We start from the raw sequence: 18,314 nt of genomic DNA on the forward strand, positions 1-18,314 counted from the left end.
GATTGCCCCGTATCATCGGGGCGGCCAGGTACTTCTAGACCGATTGAAGCAGTCTAGAAGTACAACCCTTAGGTCTGTCTCTACTCAGGAGCGTCTTAACCTTTAATAGGCGCTCTTGAGCCATACTGCGTGGGCAATGCCGGGGATGCTCTCCCCTTGCTGCACCGTCATGGGAGACATAAGCGCGCCGGTTCCTACAAACAGCACGTTTTTCATGCCCCCGGTTTTCAACAGGTTCATAATATACGAGCACACCACGGCGGCCGAGCATCCGCAGCCCGATCCCCCGGCATGGACATCCTGGGTCTGCCGGTCATAGATCAGCAATCCGCAGTCGGCATAATGGGTACCTAATTCCACGTTTTCCCGGGAAAGCAGCTGCTGCATCAGATCGCTGCCCACTTGTCCCAGATCCCCGGTGAGAATCATGTCAAAGTCCTCCGGCTTCTTGCCGGTATCGTTTAGGAAGTCCACTATGGTAGCGGATGCCGCCCCTGCCATAGCGGCGCCCATATTGTTGGCGTCTTTGATGCCCATATCCACCATACGTCCAAAGGTGACGCCTGCAATCTGCGGCCCTCCCCCGTTTGTCGACGGGGTAATGACGGCGCATCCCGATGCTGTGGCCGTCCACTGGGATGTAGGGGGACGTTGTCCGCCGTATTCCAACGGGAATCGGAATTGGCGTTCGGCAGTGCAGAAGTGAGAGGATGTGACGGCGGCACACGTACCAGCTGCCCCGCTTTCCACCAGCAATCCGGCCAATCCCAGGGAAAGGGCCATGGTGGAACAAGCGCCGAAGAGTCCCAAAAATGGGATATCCAACGACCGAAGGCCAAAAATAGAACTGGTGCACTGATTGATGAGGTCGCCGGCCAGGACATAGTCCACCTGCTGGGGGCTGATGGATGCCTTATCCAGCGCCAGATGTACCGCTTGCTCCTGCATGGCGCTCTCGGCCTTTTCCCACGTCTCCTGGCCCAGTTTTGTATCCTCAAAGATTTTATCGAACTGGCGGGCTAAAGGGCCTTCTCCCTCTTTTTTACCCACCACAGCGGCGAATCCCGCCGCCATAGGATGCTGGTCAAACAGCAGTGTATATCGTCCGGTACGGGTTATCATGCGGATTCTCCTACCTTTCCAAGCATTTTGTGAGGGGCATTCTTAAAACTCCCCTAGAACAAATTGCAGATGTACAGAATCACCCCGTACACCACGCTGGCCGAGATGCCAAATACCAGCACCGGTCCCGCCACCACAAACATTTTTGCTCCCAGCCCAGTGATGTAGCCTTCGCTTTTGAACTCAATGGCAGGGGATACTATGGCGTTGGCAAATCCGGTGATGGGCACCAATGTACCGGCTCCGGCGTGTTTTGCCAGCTTGTCGTAGAGGCCCAACCCTGTAAACGCGGCGCTGAGGAAGATCAGCGTACAGGATACCGCCATCTTTGCTTCTTGTTCCGGCAGCCCCGCCAGGATCCACAAATTCTGGATGGCCTGGCCAATGGTACAGATCAGTCCTCCCACCAGAAAGGCCATAATAAGATTCTTGACTTTTGGCGAATTGGGGGAGGTTTTATCGGTCATCTGACTGTATTCTTGATTGGTAACTTTCAAGTGTTGTCACACCCCTTTGTCAAGCGTTTTGGTTAGTTTCTCCTGGCATCGCCGCCTTTATACCAGGACATGAAAATTTCGCCCGGGGTGTATTTACAGATGATATCATGTATGTTATAATAATTAGGCTATCGATCTACTATATGCGCCCGTAGCTCAGCTGGATAGAGTGTCAGACTCCGACTCTGAAGGTCGTGCGTTCGAATCGCATCGGGCGTACCAGCGGCGAGTTGCCGCTCCCATGTCGCACACCTCACTTTGGTGAGGTGTGTTTTCTTTTGCGCCTGCGCATAGCAATCGGTACTCATTTTACGAAATCTGTAATAAGTCCCAATCTTTTGCCAATAATCAGAATAGCAGGGTTCAGGCTTTTCATCAGAACCATCAACCTACAGGGAGGAACCGTTCTATGAACAATTCACTGAAACAGCAGCTTTTCGATATGCAAGCTGGATGCAGTGCCCTCAGCTGGAGTACACAGGATCAAAAGCATCTTTGGGGAAGAAATTTTGACTTCAACCGATTGGCCGAGGGCAGTAAAATATCCTATATCCCATCCGGGACGGAGTACTATACCTGCGGAACCAGTGTGGAACACAATCTCGCGGAGGAAACCCGCCATACATCGGCTTATGCCGCGGTGGGAACAGGTTTTCTCCTGGTTCCCTCCACGCCTGTCTTGTACGAGGGGATCAACGAGAAGGGTTTAATGGGCGGTCAGCTTTACTACCGGAACTTCTCCCATTTTGAAGACAAAGCTCGTCCCGGCACGACAAAACTCCAACCGCCTTTTGCCGTCTTCCATTTTCTGGCCCAGTGTGCAACCGTGGATGAAGTTGCAGCCATGGTGGAAAAGGACGTCACATTGATGGCCATTCCGATGTTTGGCACAGTACCCACCATCCATTGGTCCTTCAGCGACCGGTCCGGGGAATCCATTGTCATTGAACCGGACAAGGACGGCGTCAAGATTTATAGAAATACCATCGGTGTTATGACAAACAGTCCCAGTTATTCCTGGCACCGGCTCAATCTGCTCAATTACGTCGGGGTCCGGGACTTGGACTACGATACGCTGGAACTGGAAGGCGATCGTTTGGAACAGTGTTTCTCCGGAAACGGCGCTTTGGGATTGCCTGGGGATTGGAGTTCCCCCTCCCGCTTTATCCGGTTGGCTTTTCTCAAGAAATTCGGCGTAAAGGGAAAGGATGAACAACAAGGGGTCACCAATATGCTTCATCTCTTCCAGAGCGTAGCTTTCCCATTGGGTATGATCCGGGTATCGGAACAGGGCCATATTACCGAATATGATAAGGAGATTGTCCCCTACGATTATACAATTTATACTTCGATCATGTGTGCGGAATCCCTGCGGTTTTACTTTACAAGCTATGAAAATCAGCGGGTGCAGTGTGTGGATCTCAATCATCTGATGGCCTCTTCTGAAAAGGTCCAATTTGATCTAGGCCGCCGAGCTGATTTTCATCTCTTAACTTCGGATCCAGGCTCCCATCGTTCCCTATAATGCCAAAAGAGCAGTGAGGATAAAAATCCTCACTGCTCTTTTTATTCTCTTACCGGGCCGCACCGGAACATCCCTTATCCTACCTAGCATACCTGATCCGCATGATAGCCCGCCTGCTTCACGATCTGGATCAGAAACCCATTGTCTACCGGCTGCTTTAGATAAACCGTAGCGGTCTGAGATGGGAAATCCACCTTTGCCTTCATGTACTCATGTTCGTGAAATGCGCATTCCAGACGCTTGGCGCACTGCTCACAATGCATCCCCTCAATCTTCAGCACCCGGCAATGGGAATATTCCCCTTTTTCATCCCCCTTATGGATGGTCTTAACCTTGAACACAAAATAAAGGACGTGGAATACCCACACGCAAGCTAAGATGATTCTTCCAACTGGGATTCTGCTCATCATGATAAAGCCCACCGACATGGTCAATGTGACGATCACCATGATACGGATTTTTGTCTTCCACGTCATGCCGCGGCCTTTGACATAACTCTCCAGATTGTTTTTATAAAGTTTGGTAGAGATAAACCAATTGTGCAGCCTCTCTGAACTCTTGGCAAAGCTGAAGGCCGCCAGCAATAAAAACGGAAAGGCCGGAAGCAACGGGAGTACCGCTCCGACGGCGCCCAATCCTACGCCGATGCATCCTAAAATGATGTACAGAATCTTCTTAACTTTCACGTCCATTCACCATCCTTCGTTTTTCTTTGTTGCTCTCTATCACGTGCCGGACAGCCACGATCGGATGATGGAACATCATCCTCGGCCCTGAAAACCGCATGACCTCCCGGATCTTTTCACGCATCTCCGGCTGATAACAATGCACCTTACAGTTGGAACAAAAGGTCTTGCTCTCCATAAACGGACATCTGTCGCTTTTGTTTCTCGCGTAAGCGTCCAGCTTGGCGCATTCGGGACAAAGCTCTCCTTTGCTGTGATGCTTCTTCCGGCAATAGATGGCGATCATCTGGGAAACCAATACCTTTTCCCGTTCTCGCTTATCCTCCACCGTTTTCATCAGCTCATTCTCCCCCTCTCTACCGAATAAACCGTGTCGGCGATGCGCATGGTGGACTGGCGGTGGGAAACCAGTAAGACGGTCTTTCCTTCCCGCTGTTCCCCAAGGGATTTCAAAATGACCGCTTCATTGAGGCTGTCCAAATTGCTGGTGGGCTCGTCCAGCAGCATCAACGGCGCATCGTGAAGGAAGGCTCTTGCCAGTCCCATCCTCTGCCGCTCTCCTCCCGACAGGGTATCGCCCAGTTCGCCCACCGGCGTATCGTATCCCTGGGGCAGGCTCATGATGAATTCGTGAACCGAAGCCTTTTTACAGGCTTCCTCCAGCTCTTCCTGAGTGGCGTCCAGCTTGGCGATGCGGAGATTGTTTTTGATGCTGTCATGGAACAGGTGGGTCTCCTGCGTGACAAAGCTTTCCAGTTCCCGGAGATTTGTGGTATTGATCTGGTGAATCGGCGCGCCGGAGATCTGTACCTCACCCTTCTGTACTTCCCAGAACCGCATGAATAGCTTCAGCAGTGTGGATTTGCCGCTTCCGCTTCGGCCTACGATACCTACCACTGTATTTTGGGGAATCTCCACCGAAACGTCTGCGAGAATGGTCTCTTCCCCATAGGAGAAGGTGACGTTTTTCGCCGATGCCCCTGAAAAGTCCACATGGGGCTGTCCGGAGATGTCCTCCACCACCGGGGATTCCTCCAGGAGATCCAGCACACGGTTGCCGGCGGCAAAGGTGTTTTGCAATGTACTTCCCAGATTGGCCAGAGCCACCACCGGGCCAAAGGAGCTCATCATGGCGATAACGGGGATGAGAACCCCATCAAATCCGACGGCTCCATTCTGATACAAAAGCGCGCTGACGAGCAGCATGGCGAGATCAAACAGCAGGATGATGGTATTGGTGATGGAAATGTTTTGTCCAGTGGTTTTCTTCATCCGCTCCTCGTCGGCGGAGAGCTGATCTGTTTTCTCGTTCATGTCGGTAAGACGTTGCTTGCCTCTGCCGTACTGGATGGTCTCGGACAGTCCCCGCAGGCTGTCCAGCACAAAGCTGCTCAGTTCCCCCGACTTGGCCCGGAACTTCATACCCAGGTCGCCGCTTTTCTTGGATATCACCACTGGGACGATCAGTCCCACCGTGACGTAAGCCGCCAAGGCCACCAGTCCCAACACCCAATGGTAGCTGCCGATGAACAGGCACAACAGGATGGTAAACAAAAAGGCAATGGCCGCCGGTGAAATGGTATGGGCGTAAAAGACCTCCAGCAGCTCGATGTCCGACGTGATGACCGAGATCAGATTGCCTTTGTCCCTGCCCTCCAGCTTGGCCGGGCACAGCCTGCGCAGAGCTTTGAACACCTTATCCCGGATGAGGGCCAGCAGCTTAAAGGCAATGAAATGGTTGCAGGCCTGTTCCGCATAGCGCAAGACGCCCCGCACTAAGGCGAACACCCCCATCAAAATAAAGGCCACCGTCATGGAGAAAGGTACTGAAAATCCCAAAATGCCCAACACAGCATATCCGCCGAAAATGGTGATAAAGGAGGCGCAGAGATGCCCGATCAGGCCCATGACAATGGCCAGGATCATAAATCCGGTCAAGGGCTTTACCAGTCCGATGAGCTGGGCCATCACGGAAAAATTGCTTCGCTTCTTCATGCCGGCTCACCGTCCTTTCGATAGTTTTCTAAATTCTGTTGGGCTGTCCACAGGCTTTCATAGACGCCCTTTTTCTCCACCAGTTCCGCATGCGTCCCGTGCTCCGTCACTTGGCCGCTGTCCAGTACATAGATCTGATCGGCTTTTACCACATTGGCAAGGCGATGTGAGATGAGAATCACCGTCTTGGTTTTGGCCAGCTCTTGGATCTGGTCCATGATATCGTTTTCACTCTCCACGTCGATGTTGGAAGTGGCTTCGTCGAAGATATAAACCGGGCTGTCGTGGAGCAGCGCCCGGGCCAGGGCCAGACGTTGACGTTGGCCGCCCGACAGATTGGAACCGTTCTCCTGCAACATGGTGTCGAGGCCCTGTTCGCTGCGCAGGAAATCGGCTAATTTTGTCCTTGTCAGAACCTCCCAAAGCTGCTGGTCGGAAGCGTCAGATTTTCCCATACGCACATTGTCGGCCACCGTCCCTTTGAATAGATAGCTGTTGTGGCTGATGTAGGTGATGTGGCGCATCAGACTGCTCTCCTCCAGCTGGGTCAGCTCCACCCCGCCGATGGAAACCGATCCTGTGTATTTTCGATTCCGCCCCATCAGGATGGCTGCCACTGTGGATTTGCCGCATCCGCTCTCCCCTACCAGAGCGGTAAAGCTGCCCTGTGGGAACCGCAGATCGATGCCGTGTAAAATTTCTCGGTCGGCCTCGTAGGAAAAACGCAGGCCGGTACAGACGATGTCGCCTTTTTCCGGGACGCTTTGGGCATCTTCCGGCCGGTCTTCCGGCAGATCCAACAGCCTGAAGATCTTATCACTGGACGCCATGCCGTTCATGGCGATGTGGAAAAAGCTGCCCAGCTGACGCATGGGAATGAAAAAGTCGGCCGACAACAGGATGATCAAAAGACAGCCGCCCAATGTCACATGGCCGGCGCTGTACTGCGTCACCGCCATGATGACGCCCAATGCCGCTCCTCCATAGGCCACAAGATCCATAATAGTGATGGAATTGAGCTGCATGGTCAAAACCTTCATGGTGATTTTCCGGAAGTTTTCGGCTTCTTTCCCCATCTCCTCCTGTTTGAAGGCGTCGGCTTGATAGATTTTCAGTGTAGTAAGGCCCTGTAGATTTTCCAAAAAGGAATCCCCCAAGGCAGTGTACTGATCCCAGTACTTGGACAGCAGCTTCTTTGCCCACGTCTGAACAGCCGCAATGGCCGCAGGGATCAGCGGCACACACAAAAGCAGCACAATGGCCGAAGGAAAATTGATAAAGCTCAAAATAGCAAATAAGGTGATGGGTGCCAGCATGCTGTAAAAAAACTGAGGCAGGTAGGCGCCAAAATAGGTTTCCAGCTGATCCACGCCCTCCACGGCCACCTGTACCACTTCAGACGTCTTGACCTGCTCCTGATAAGAGGCTCCGAGCCGCAGCAATTTCTGATAAATCTTTTCCCGCAGCGTTTTTTTGACCTCCTTGGAGGAAAGGTATCCCATCCGAGAAGCTCCTGTGGCGCATAGGTACCGGACAATGAGCGCCGCCAACAATACGCCTGCAGATAACAGAATGCTGTTGGAATCCACTGTTCCTGTGTATAACCCTTCCAGCAGCCTGGTGATGCAAAACATTATGACGATATTGGCCGCCAGAGAACACCACTGCAGCGTCACATTGCCTGCGATGTACTTTTTGCTTTTGCTGACCGTTCCAATCAGCCGTTTGTTAATCATCATCGTTTCGTCCGCCTTCACTTTGTATTTTACTTCCTGCGCCGGCTGCAAAACTTGTCTCTCATGCGATCCGCCTTGCCCCATAAAAACGCAGAATACACGCCGCTATACAATAAGGCATGGGCGGCGTTTAGTTAGAAACAGCTAACAAAATAGGCGCAATAAGACCTTGGTTTTTTAGAACTCTAGACCATGCTTAAGTTAGCAACTGCTAATTATACCGTAATTATATCGCATCCTTCTTTCATTTGTCAAGAAATGCAGCCATGGGCTTTTTGACAGCAAAACAAAAAGCGACCTATATTTAATAGATCGCTTTGTCATTGCTTCTATTTTTTCAAAATCACGTTGAAAAGACTTCCGTTTCCTCTATGAATCTCTCCCGCTCAAGAGGGTCTTGCCGGACAATTTGTCAAACAGCAGCATGCGGTCCGGTAAAAGCGCTACCGGGATCACATCCCCCTCCTCTAAACCGCCACAGGATGCAGCCGCTTTCATCACCAGCTTATGCCCATCCAGGTCCAACAAGATAAGGCAATGCCAAGGTGTCCGCTCCACCTCTTCTACCGTGGCCTCCATCACACAGTCGGCGTACCGGTTCAAACTCTCCCGGTCCATGCGGATTCCATCTGGACGGATCCCTACCGTCAATTCCCTGCCTTCCTGTGCCAGATCCTTGGAGAAATATTCTTCCGCTCGTATGGATACGGCATAATTGCCCTGCGGGCGTCCTTTGTGATCGATGAGAAAATAAAGTTTTCCATCCACAATGTGGGGCAGGACGTCCACCAAATTAAGCGGCGGGCTGCTGAAAAAACTGGCTACAAACATATTGTGCGGATTTTGAGAGATATCCTCAGCAGTTCCCGATTGAGCTATCCCGCCGTCCCGCAGCACCACCACATTTCCTTCCAGCGCTTGGGCCTGCCGGCAATCCCGGGTGGCGAACAGTACAACCGTCCCCAGCTTCTTTTGAACGGCCGATATCTGCCGGCATACCGACAACTGATCGTCCGGATTGAGCGACCGAAGCGGATCGTCCAACAAATACACTGCCGGTTGACGGCATACTGCGCGGCCCATCACTACCCAGAATTTCTCAACATTACTCAGTTCTTCCGCCCGGTTGGCCAAAATGTCCTCGATCCCTAAAAGGGATGCCGCTTGGGTAACTCGATTTTGTATTCCCTCTTTGTCCATATGTTCTATTTTGAGGCCAAACGCCATATTCTGAGCCACCGTCATGCGAGGGTACAAAGTATAGTTCTCCGATATCATGATCGCGTTGTAGCCCGGATCCTGGCCGTACACAATGGATTTATCATCCAGGGTCACCGTCCCTTGATCGGGCCGGTCTGCTCCCATGATCAATCGGAAAATCGAAGATTTCCCGCTGCCGGCCGGCCCTGCTAACACTGTGATCCTCTTTTCATCGGCCTTTATGCTGAGATTGCGTACTGCTATGGTCCCATCTGAGAAGGTCTTGTGGAGATTATGAAGCATAAGCTTTGACATCCACTCATCCCCTTTCCTGCCAATGGTCAAAAGCATGTTCTCTTGGCCACGATTCTCGTACTCATACAACAAATATATCAAAAAAACGTCCGGCTTCCTAGACCGAAATTACCCAAACTTTCCCTTCCTCTCTTAGGTATTTTACCAACTTGCCTTCCGCTCTCAATCCTCTCCGATGGGATAAGGGCTTCTTTGCCAGATGGCTTTTACTTCTTCATCCGTCAGTTCCCGGCACTGTCCTTCGCTAAGACTATCGTCCAATAGAAGCCCTCCGATCGATACCCTTTTTAGCGACAAAACCGGACGTTCCAGCATTCCCAGCATCCGCTTGATCTGATGGTATTTTCCCTCCATGATGACCACCCGCAACAGTGGTTTCTCTCCTTCCTCCAATACGTCCATACGGGCGGGTAGACAGACCGTGCCGTCGGCCAGGGTGATTCCCTGCTTGAACCGATCCTGTTGTTCTTTTCCCACCGTCCCCTCTACTTGGACGTGATACACCTTCTCAATCCCCTTCTTCGGGGACAGCATCCGATGGGCCATCTGGCCGTCGTCGGTGAGGATCAAAAGTCCGGTGGTATCTTTATCCAAACGTCCGGCCGGAAACAAATCCCGCCGCCTTAAAGCATCCGGCACCAGGTCTACCACCGTTTTTGCCCTGTTATCCCGGCTGGCCGAAAGTATCCCTGCCGGCTTGTTCATCATCAAGGTTACAAAAGGTTTATAAAAAAGCCTTTCGCCTGCCACGATTATGGTCTCCTTCTCCGGATCGCAGGAGATGGATGGGGACTTTACCGTCACGCCATCCACCTGTACGCCTCCGCATCGGATCATCCTTCCCACCTGGGACCGGGATCCAAACCCTTGACCGGCCAACAGTTTATCCAGACGCTGTTTCGCCATGGAATCCCTCTCCTTCCAACCGGCTGAATTTTGACTGTTACACCGGCCTCAATGTGCTTCAGTGTAACACATCCGGATGCAAAAGTCATGGCGTTTTTTCGGAAAGAAAAAGACCCGACCTCGCGTTTGGGGCCGGGTCTTTTGACAGGATTTGTCTGTTACGGGGTGTTTGCCTTTTGAATCACAATGCTGTCTTCCACCGTGTAATCCAGCATGGTATTGTCGGCATCATAGCCGGTGAAGCTGAAGATGCGGTTTCCTACACTGCCTACCGACAGCGAGACTTCCCATATTCTCTTATCACCTTCGTCGGTATAGCCCAACACCTCATGGGTGATCCATTTCCCTCTTTCGTTCTTGATCCCCAACTTGGCGATGGAGGTAGATGTTTCCACCTTAGCTGTAAAGGGTTCATTGACCACAGCGGAATCTACATCAAAGAACGCCTCATAGATAGCCGGTGTCACCTCAGGATCCACCGGTGTCACGCCGATCGAAACCACCAGATTGGCGTAGGAATCGGTCCACTGGCCGTTCTGTCGCAGATAAAGGTCAAACGTACGATCTCTGCCGGCAGTGCCCACGGTCATAGTGACAGTCCATTCCTTCATGCCTTCCTTATTCAGACGGGAGGTGATGTTGCTTAATCCCATGCCCTTGCCGTTTTCATTATAAAGGCCGACACGTTCCACTTCTTTTTGTGTGACAATGGTCATGGTGATGGGTTCCTCCACCTCGTATTCGGTCTTATCCGAAGTGATGGTGGCGGTGGGTTCCGGCTCAGGTTCGGTGACGGCTTCGCCGTTGATTCCCTTGACGATGGTATTAAAGCCTTCCATTTGAAGAATGGCTTCCTGACCATTGGTATCTTCTTCATCAAATTCCACGGTGACGGTCTTGCTCTCGCCGGGCAACAGGGCAAAATAGTTGTCGCTGTAGTAGGTGGGCAGGACGCGTTCAGCGCTCTTCTTCTGCATCACTTTGAGCCGGGTCATGACGGCCACCGAATCGGTATCGTTTTTCAAAGTGACGATCATGGTGGTATGTCCATCCACCGTCTCTTCACTGAAGTCGCTGGCGGTCAATTCCACTTCGGGAATCTCCTGCATGGCGGTATAGTTGGTGGAACCATCCTTGTTTCTCCAATAGAAGTTCTCGGAAAGGAGATTGCCGTCGATATCGCGCAAAGTCAGCTTGATGAAGCTTACGTCGGTGATTCCGGCAAAGGCGGCGTCTTCTAAGGTATCAGTCAGATCAAACGCCAAGGTATCATCGTTGGCAGCTGCCGCCAATGTGGCGTGGATGTCGGCCTTCTGGACGCCGTTCATATCGTAGATGTAAGCGCTGGCCACCACCGGATTCAGGACGTCGGTGGTATTGTTGATGATCTTGACCTCATTGTCCAAAGCGCTCCACTGGATGTGGATGGGCTCGCTGCCTACCTTACAGCCGAAGTAAGCGCCGTTGACGTCAAAGGAGCTGTCGTAGGTCTGCCACACGGTGGACGGCCATGCCGACTGGCTCATCCACAAAAGCAGGCCGCTGGAATTTTCCCACATCTCCTGGTTCCAAGCCTCAAACATGGCCTTGTTGGTCTCCAGGTTGAGCATCTGGGCCAGTGTACAGAATTCTTCCACATTCTGAGCCACGCCATAGCGTTTGTCGATCTCGTCCAGATACTTCTCGGCGCCCTTGTTGCCGATGTCCGACGAACCGCCCAGGTCGTGGTACTGCCACATATCGTTGATCTTCTTGCCCCAGGATCCGTCGGGATCGCGGACCGGCCACAGATCCTCTTCGTCCATCATGGACTCCATAGTCTCCACATTGGGAACCACAGGGGTGCCGATCTCGGTGACAAATCCCAGGGACTGCTTGGCCTGCTCAAAGTACCAAGAGGGATCCATGACGGCATAGGTGATGCCCCCGCTCATTTCGCTGTCGATTTCAATTTCGCCGTTTGTGATGGCTTTGTTGGAACGCTGGATGTACATCCGGGAATCGTCCATCTTTTCAGCCAGCTCGGGAAGCAGCACCTCCAACGGCCAAGGCGGAGTGGCTTCGTTCTCGCCGCACCACAAGGCGATGCAGGCCCGGTTGCGCAGACGTTCAAATTTAATCTCGGCGTTATCCAGGAAGGAGCCGCAATCCTTGGGGGTCAGGAAGCCGTTGAGCCAGAAATCCTCATATACCATGATGCCATATTTATCACAGGCATCGTAGAAGGCTTCAAAATCAGAGGTGCCGTGCCAGGTGCGGATCATGTTGAAGTTCATGTCCTTATGCATCTTGACGGCAGTATCGTAATCCTCATCGTCCCAGCTGAGCATGGCGTCGGGCATACCCCAGTTGCCGCCCTTGCACAGAATCCGCACGCCGTTGCAGGAAATCTGCATATCATACGGTTCTTCTCCCTCTTCTACTTCGGTGGTCAGGGCGTAATCGTAAGAATACTCCCGGATACCAAAGTTGAAGTTCTGGACATCGGATACTTTCCCGTCGATCTCAAAGGAAAGATTCATATTGTAAAGGTTCTGATCGCCGTAGCCGTTGGGCCACCACAGCAGCGGATCCTCCACATGCAGCTGAGGGAAGTCCTCCTGATCTACCGTTACGGCGGAGGTGGTATAGGCAGGGATGGTGATCTCCTTCTCAAAGGTGATGGGAGCGGCGTCATCCACGCCCACGGGCTGAATCACGCCCTTGAGAGTACCGGTGATATCCTTGGAGCTGTCGTTGACAAGGTCGGTGCTGACGCGGATATCGGCCGAATCGGTATCGGGCAACGGTAAATCTGTCACGACGAAGGGAGCGTCCACCGACACCTCCTTCTTGGTGCTCAGATAAACATCCTTATAAATGCCGATGTTGCGTCCCGGAATGGGAGGCATCCAGTCCCAGCCGCCGCTACAGATGAAGTTGGGCGTCCAATCGGTCTCCTGGGTTGCGGTGGGATAAATGTGGACGTTGACGGCGATGGTATTCGTCTCGCCGGGGATCAAATACTGGGATACATCGAATTCACCCTGGTCAAAGGCACCCCGCATGATGCCCACCTTTTGGCCGTTGATGAAGATATCCGACTGCCAGTTGATGGCGTCGAAGTTTAACAGCATGCGCTGTCCAGCGTAGTCGGCCGGAATCTCTACATCTTTGCGGTACCAGTAATCCACGTTGTAGTAGTCCTGATCCAGCTGATCCATGTTATCGGAATAATAGGGGTCGTCGATGAGACCGGCCTCGTAATAGCTGGTGAGTACCGTGCCGGGGACTGTGGCGGGAATCCAACTGGAGTCGTCAAAGCCCACGCTGGAGATCTCCTGAGCCGTGGCGGTGACGTCGGGCGCGCGGGCCAAGGTCCAGCCATCGTTGAGGCTCATGTCCTCCTTGATGGTATCGTCGTTAACGGCTACCTCCTCTTCGGTGGGGTTGCCGTACACTTCAATCTCATTGATGGCATAGCTGTCGCCGTTGCCCGCAGTGGGAACCACGCGGATGTAACGTGCGCTCTGCTGGGCCACATATACATTTTCCTCGTTGTTCACTGCATAATGGGTGTTCTCCAAGGGAGCGATATTGACAATCTCACGTCCGCCCTGGCCGCGGTCGGTGGTATAGACCTGTTTCCAAGAGGCATTGTCGTCCGAAATGTAAACAGCATAGCTGGATGCGTAATTTTCGCCCCAGTCCAGAATCACGCTGCCTACTGTGCGTTCATCCCCCAAGTCCACAGTGGCCGACTGTCCAGTCTTTTCTGCCGATGTCCAAGCGGTGGAGGTATCTCCATCGGTCAGGTTCCCGGCCTGTTCCTCATTGGAGGAAACCTCAGCCTTTGTGCCCTGGGCGCTGTTTTTAGGACCGTATACTTCAAATTCATAGAGGGAATAACCGTAGAAAGTACCTCTGGCGGTGCCGATCATCCGGACATACCGCGCCTTTTGCGGGGCAAAGAAAATATCGTCGATGCCGCCGTCGCCCTTAAAGGTGTTGTAGACGGTGGTCCAGTCCTCCCCGTCCTGCGAGACCTGGATACGGTAGACATTGCTGTAGGCCGTCTCCCAGCTCAACGTGACGCGGCTGACCGTTTCCAGCTGGCCCAAGTCCACCTGGAACCACTGGGGATCGTTCCCTTTTTTATCCTCTGTGCCGGGATAGGGATTCCATTCGGCTGATGCCCAACGGGTACCGTTGTCTCCATCTACGGCCAGTGGGGCGTCGTGCTCAGCTTTCTCTACTGTGGATGCCAGCACATCCTTATGCAGGGCCAGATTCTCCCCCTTATCCTCTGTCTCCGCCGCTGATACGGCTCCAATCGAGCCTATCAACGCACTGGCTGCCATCACTGCCGACAAAAGCACTGCTAAGCCCCTTGTTTGAAAGCTGCGTTTTTGCCCTGTTTTGCCTAGTTTCATCCCATTTACCATCCTTTCTTTATGAAATAATCCCTAAATTTTATCGTCTTAGAATCTATTTAAGATTATCACCAATGGTATTAATTGTCAATCAATCCCGTTATAAAATTATAATTTTATATAAATTATATAACTCTCATCATTCTTTTTTCTCCGTCTGTATGGTAAATTTTGGACATGGAAAAATTTTCCTCCTTAAAAAACTCTAAGATGTGACACCTTTTTTCCGGTTTTGTGCTATGATGGGAACAGTGTAAAACAAGTAAGCCGCCTTCCCCCTCCTCGCGGACGGCGGATAAGCGGCTCTTTCTTTTTTATTCCACATTTTACGGCAGGGTAAAACCGTGCATGAATCCGTCCAAGGCCACACTGGATACATCTCCGCCCACCACTTTATTGTCGCATACCAGGAGATTCACCCGTACTTCTCCGTCGTATCCGGGATAGTTGGTGATTTGATAACACCATCGTTTGACCCGTTTGCCTTGGTATCGGCTCAGGTCAAATCCCTGCTTCTTCTGGATGGAGTTGTAGGTTTCATACACCTCGTTAAACTGGGCGGGAATGGCCACTTCCGCCACCTCTACTGGATCTTCCTCCACCTCCCAGCCATACTGGGCGATGAACTGGATGCGTTCCTGGGCGTTGGCAGCCGAAAAATTCTGCGTACCGGCGGCGGCACTGGCTGCCGTATTCCCTCCCGAAAAGAGAAGAACCCCCAGCAGAATCGCCACCCCTACCGCCACGGCTGCAAATCCTGCGATGCGCCTAAAATTTCTTTTGATGGAAACAATCATAAGCTCTCCTATCCTCCCTTCACCTTGCTTATTCTATCTATATGGGAGGGAAGAAAGCGATATGCGGTGAAATATAAAGCTGTCCTTCTGCATAGTTATGAAAGGACAGGTAGAGTTACCGTTTTCTCAAGGTTTGTCTGAAACTGTAAAAAGGGGATAACATTGGATGAACACCTTTTCCCATATCACCATCGGCAATACTGTCCGGGACGCTATGTACAAGGAAACGGGCATCTTACTCCCGGTATCCTTTGTATGGGCGTGCTGCAAGCCGGACTTCACGCTGGATATGATCCGCTATCCACATCACTTCTCGGAGGAGAAAACACTTCGGCACGTCCAGGAGGAGATCCGCACATTGTGCCGTCCCGGGATTTTGCATGAGATATCTTGGCACGAATTTTCCGTCCGCCTGGGGATGGTATGCCATTATCTATGCGACTTTTTCTGCTTTGTCCACAACGATTCATTCGACGGTTCTTTTAAGGAACACTTCCTCTATGAATGGCGTTTGGATGCCTACTGCCGCGACCGTCGGCACATCCTCAAAGGCATCGATTACCACTACGGCGCTCCGGATATCAACGATGTGGATCAACTGCTGGAGCATATTGAGCGGTCCCACGGGCAGTATCTAGGTCTGCATCCCAGCTGGGGAATCGATCTGATCTGCTCGGTTCAGATTTGTACCGAACTCTCCCGGATGGTTTTGCAGCGGGCAGCGGAAACCTGTCGCCTTCCCAAAAGAAAAAGAAGACGTATCCCCAGGCGTCTGGTTAGCAGTATATCTCAATAAATGAATTCTAATAAAATAGATAACAAGACCGTCGGCTCATTTATTAGGCCGACGGTCTTGTTCGTTATAATATAAGGTCTAACGCACCACGACATAATCGGCGCTGACGTAACCAGTCAAGCCATCGGGCAATTCCACCCGGTACCAGCCGGTGCCGGTATCCTCCAGGATGGTGACGGTTTGCCCTTGCTTTAAATAGCCTAGGGTTTTGCTGTCGGTGGTAGCTGACTGTCTCACGCGCAGGGATGTGGCAGTCACTTGGCCTGTCTGGGTGAACGTCACATAGTCGGCGCTGACATATCCCTTTACGCCGCTTGTCAATTCCACTTGGAACCACCCGTTTTCCGCCTCCCCATACACGGTTACGGCATCGCCCCGGTTTACGTGTTCCAGAATGGCACTCTCAGTGGTAGCCGATTCCCGCACCCGTACCCGGTCTCCAGTGATATATCCCGTCCGGGTCACTACCGGCTCGGTAAAGCTGATATAGTCCCCACTGACATATCCCTTTACCCCTCCTGCCAGTTCCACGTGGAACCATCCATTCTGCTCTTTTCCATGCACGGTCACGGTGTCGCCTCGGTTTACGTGTTCCAGAATGGCACTCTCAGTAGTAGCCGATTCCCGCACCCGTACCCGGTCCCCGGTGATATATCCCGTCCGGGTCTCCACAGCTGCGGGCGGCTGGATTTCAATATAAAGGGCGCTGACAAAACCCAATCTTCCGTCGGCCAGACGCACCTGGTACCATCCGCTTTGCGTCCCCACGATGGTGACAATATCCCCTTGCTGGAATCCGTCGATGACGGCGCTGTCGGTAGTAGGCTCCTCCCGGACGCGCAAGGAGGTGGCCGTCACACGTCCAAACAGGACGGTATCCCCCTCTACCCCCTCGTCGGAGTACTCCAGCCACGAAGAGAGATTCCCCAGCACGTTGTCGGTGGCCTGACCCAACGCCCACGATCCCAATCCCTTGAGATCGTACTTGTGTACCAGCTCCGTTTTTTCCTCCAATGACCGTTCATCCTCGTACCAGATGGTATAATTCCCCGGCGTCAGGCGTTTGCCGTTGATGGTGATGGTCTTATCCCCCTCCCGGACGGTGAATTCCGCCTTGGGAGACTGAGTTGTCTCGTCGTAGGTCACTTTGGCGTTAAAGTCCCGGACGATGCTTTCTACCGTATTAATGCCTACGCCGTTGCCGTTAAACGCGCCGTCCTGGCTCCAGATACGCCCGAAAAAGGGAACTCCCACCACAATCTTTTCAGCCGGCACCCGTTCCAGAGCATACTGAATGGACCGGTCCACAAACCCAATGCTGGCCACGGGGCCTGCTTCGCTCCCCTGCCAATGCTCATCGTAGGCCATAATCATCAGGTAGTCGGCGTGCCTGCCCAGGGCCTCATAATCGTAGGACCCGTGCCATCCGGTGTTCCATCCGTTGGGATTGGCCGCCACGGCCACCGATACCTCCTTATCCTGCGGGATAAGCTCACGCAGCCGGGCCACCAGACGGGTATAGGCATCCCGCTCGTTGTGGGTGACGTTCTCAATGTCCACATTGACGCCGTCCAAATTGTACTGCTCTACATAACCGGCGATCTGGCTCGCAAGGCCTTCCGGATCCTTAAGGGCCAATTGTCCCCCGCGGCGGTCCCAATGGTTGCTGAGCATGGGCACCACCTTAACACCCATGCTGTGCATCTCCTCGATCAGCTGAGTGCTTACATTGTTCAGCACCAGCTTGCCTGCCGAATCGATGTCAAAATAGCTGGGGGAGACGGTGTTGAAGGATCCCACCTTTTTGACCTGTTCGATCTGCTGGCTGACGGAACCACCGTACAGGTAGGTCATATTGAATTTAGAGCCGGCCGCCTCTGCTGGAAAAAACATGCCGAAGGGCACCGATGCCACCATGACCCCCGCCACCAGCAATTTGACGCTTTTGATGCGGATATCCTTGGACTTCTCCCGGATAAAACGGGACAGATCCTGATAGGGCTTTTTGGCCTTCAGGTTGGAGAGGATATCCAATCCAAATTCCGCATGATAGCGGTCTACCGAGATGATGAGATCATAACTGTGATCCTGGTTCTCCGCCAGACGATAATGATACATGGTTCCACCATTCCTTTTGTTGCATATTTGGCTGTTTTTTCGTTCTGGATACAGTCCATCGTACGCTTTAGTATATCCAAATCGTGGGCGGAAATGATAGAAAAAAAGGGCAGTTTCCGTCTGCCAAAAATTGCACAATGGGTTTGTCATTTCTCTGTAACCTCTTCGGATTGTCCTCCATTCCCCATCAGCGGAATGCACAAGTTCAT

Annotated in this window: 13 protein-coding genes, 1 tRNA gene and 1 pseudogene; 3 read left to right on the forward strand and 12 right to left on the reverse strand. The window is 52.4% G+C overall.

Annotated features, from left to right (window positions below):
* Positions 1-102: 102 nt before the first annotated feature.
* Together spoVAD and spoVAC are read right to left on the reverse strand one after the other, a co-directional pair.
* Entirely contained in the window at positions 103-1,122 is a 1,020-nt protein-coding gene (gene spoVAD / locus C12CBH8_RS11240) for a stage V sporulation protein AD (protein WP_090264757.1), read from the reverse strand.
* A gap of 53 nt (positions 1,123-1,175) precedes the next feature.
* A complete protein-coding gene (gene spoVAC / locus C12CBH8_RS11245) occupies positions 1,176-1,619 on the reverse strand; it encodes a stage V sporulation protein AC (RefSeq protein WP_090264755.1) in 444 nt (147 codons plus the stop codon).
* Positions 1,620-1,764: 145 nt separating this feature from the next.
* Between spoVAC and C12CBH8_RS11250 the strand changes: the two genes are divergently transcribed.
* Both C12CBH8_RS11250 and C12CBH8_RS11255 read left to right on the forward strand, forming a co-directional pair.
* Positions 1,765-1,841, forward strand: a tRNA-Arg gene (locus C12CBH8_RS11250).
* A 187-nt stretch (positions 1,842-2,028) separates the two neighbouring features.
* Positions 2,029-3,144 carry a linear amide C-N hydrolase gene (locus tag C12CBH8_RS11255; protein WP_215533255.1) on the forward strand — a complete coding sequence of 372 codons (1,116 nt, stop codon included), beginning with the start codon at positions 2,029-2,031 and terminating at the stop codon, positions 3,142-3,144.
* 83 nt (positions 3,145-3,227) lie between these two features.
* On the opposite strand, the gene C12CBH8_RS12095 is transcribed toward C12CBH8_RS11255, so the two are convergent.
* The 9 genes and pseudogenes from C12CBH8_RS12095 to C12CBH8_RS11295 all read right to left on the reverse strand — a co-directional run bounded on the left by C12CBH8_RS12095 (position 3,228) and on the right by C12CBH8_RS11295 (position 15,191).
* The gene (locus C12CBH8_RS12095; RefSeq protein ID WP_281389227.1) at positions 3,228-3,485 is read right to left on the reverse strand and encodes a heavy-metal-associated domain-containing protein; all 258 of its coding nucleotides are present in this window, start codon (positions 3,483-3,485) and stop codon (positions 3,228-3,230) included.
* Positions 3,471-3,836: pseudogene (locus C12CBH8_RS12100) on the reverse strand (YbaN family protein); the annotation flags it as partial. The pseudogene C12CBH8_RS12100 and the gene C12CBH8_RS12095, both read right to left, overlap by 15 nt.
* Positions 3,820-4,167: a nitrous oxide-stimulated promoter family protein gene (locus C12CBH8_RS11265; protein WP_090264751.1), complete on the reverse strand. Its 348-nt coding sequence runs from the start codon at positions 4,165-4,167 to the stop codon at positions 3,820-3,822. The gene C12CBH8_RS11265 and the pseudogene C12CBH8_RS12100, both read right to left, overlap by 17 nt.
* Positions 4,167-5,825 (reverse strand): thiol reductant ABC exporter subunit CydC, encoded by a 1,659-nt coding sequence (gene cydC, locus C12CBH8_RS11270; RefSeq protein ID WP_215533256.1) that lies wholly within the window; start codon positions 5,823-5,825, stop codon positions 4,167-4,169. Before cydC ends, C12CBH8_RS11265 begins: the two co-directional genes overlap by 1 nt.
* A complete protein-coding gene (locus tag C12CBH8_RS11275; protein ID WP_343063127.1) occupies positions 5,822-7,561 on the reverse strand; it encodes an ABC transporter ATP-binding protein/permease in 1,740 nt (579 codons plus the stop codon). The genes cydC and C12CBH8_RS11275 overlap by 4 nt, the downstream gene beginning before the upstream one ends.
* A 369-nt stretch (positions 7,562-7,930) precedes the next feature.
* Positions 7,931-9,076, reverse strand: coding sequence for an ABC transporter ATP-binding protein (locus C12CBH8_RS11280; protein ID WP_215533258.1), 1,146 nt, complete (start codon positions 9,074-9,076; stop codon positions 7,931-7,933).
* Between the two features lie 162 nt (positions 9,077-9,238).
* Entirely contained in the window at positions 9,239-9,982 is a 744-nt protein-coding gene (locus C12CBH8_RS11285) for a pseudouridine synthase (protein WP_215533259.1), read from the reverse strand.
* Positions 9,983-10,140: 158 nt separating this feature from the next.
* Positions 10,141-14,394: a discoidin domain-containing protein gene (locus C12CBH8_RS11290; protein WP_215533260.1), complete on the reverse strand. Its 4,254-nt coding sequence runs from the start codon at positions 14,392-14,394 to the stop codon at positions 10,141-10,143.
* Positions 14,395-14,720: 326 nt separating this feature from the next.
* Positions 14,721-15,191, reverse strand: a complete 471-nt coding sequence (locus C12CBH8_RS11295) for a DUF4830 domain-containing protein (protein WP_090264741.1) — start codon at positions 15,189-15,191, stop codon at positions 14,721-14,723.
* A 166-nt stretch (positions 15,192-15,357) separates the two neighbouring features.
* Between C12CBH8_RS11295 and C12CBH8_RS11300 the strand changes: the two genes are divergently transcribed.
* Positions 15,358-15,987, forward strand: a complete 630-nt coding sequence (locus C12CBH8_RS11300) for a zinc dependent phospholipase C family protein (RefSeq protein WP_090264740.1) — start codon at positions 15,358-15,360, stop codon at positions 15,985-15,987.
* A 78-nt stretch (positions 15,988-16,065) separates the two neighbouring features.
* On the opposite strand, the gene C12CBH8_RS11305 is transcribed toward C12CBH8_RS11300, so the two are convergent.
* The gene (locus tag C12CBH8_RS11305; protein WP_215533261.1) at positions 16,066-18,105 is read right to left on the reverse strand and encodes an SH3 domain-containing protein; all 2,040 of its coding nucleotides are present in this window, start codon (positions 18,103-18,105) and stop codon (positions 16,066-16,068) included.
* Between the last annotated feature and the right edge of the window lie 209 nt (positions 18,106-18,314).

Source organism: Solibaculum mannosilyticum (assembly GCF_015140235.1).
Taxonomy (GTDB): domain Bacteria; phylum Bacillota; class Clostridia; order Oscillospirales; family Acutalibacteraceae; genus Solibaculum; species Solibaculum mannosilyticum.

What these genes read in the sequence shown, in the direction of transcription:
- C12CBH8_RS11255 (WP_215533255.1), top strand. Translation starts at nt 2,029, where the DNA reads ATGAACAATTCACTGAAACAGCAGCTTTTCGATATGCAAGCTGGATGC.
- C12CBH8_RS11305 (WP_215533261.1), bottom strand. Translation starts at nt 18,105, where the DNA reads ATGTATCATTATCGTCTGGCGGAGAACCAGGATCACAGTTATGATCTC.
- C12CBH8_RS11285 (WP_215533259.1), bottom strand. Translation starts at nt 9,982, where the DNA reads ATGGCGAAACAGCGTCTGGATAAACTGTTGGCCGGTCAAGGGTTTGGA.
- spoVAD (WP_090264757.1), bottom strand. Translation starts at nt 1,122, where the DNA reads ATGATAACCCGTACCGGACGATATACACTGCTGTTTGACCAGCATCCT.
- C12CBH8_RS11280 (WP_215533258.1), bottom strand. Translation starts at nt 9,076, where the DNA reads ATGTCAAAGCTTATGCTTCATAATCTCCACAAGACCTTCTCAGATGGG.
- C12CBH8_RS11295 (WP_090264741.1), bottom strand. Translation starts at nt 15,191, where the DNA reads ATGATTGTTTCCATCAAAAGAAATTTTAGGCGCATCGCAGGATTTGCA.
- cydC (WP_215533256.1), bottom strand. Translation starts at nt 5,825, where the DNA reads ATGAAGAAGCGAAGCAATTTTTCCGTGATGGCCCAGCTCATCGGACTG.
- C12CBH8_RS11290 (WP_215533260.1), bottom strand. Translation starts at nt 14,394, where the DNA reads ATGAAACTAGGCAAAACAGGGCAAAAACGCAGCTTTCAAACAAGGGGC.
- C12CBH8_RS11275 (WP_343063127.1), bottom strand. Translation starts at nt 7,561, where the DNA reads ATGATTAACAAACGGCTGATTGGAACGGTCAGCAAAAGCAAAAAGTAC.
- C12CBH8_RS11265 (WP_090264751.1), bottom strand. Translation starts at nt 4,167, where the DNA reads ATGAAAACGGTGGAGGATAAGCGAGAACGGGAAAAGGTATTGGTTTCC.
- C12CBH8_RS11300 (WP_090264740.1), top strand. Translation starts at nt 15,358, where the DNA reads ATGAACACCTTTTCCCATATCACCATCGGCAATACTGTCCGGGACGCT.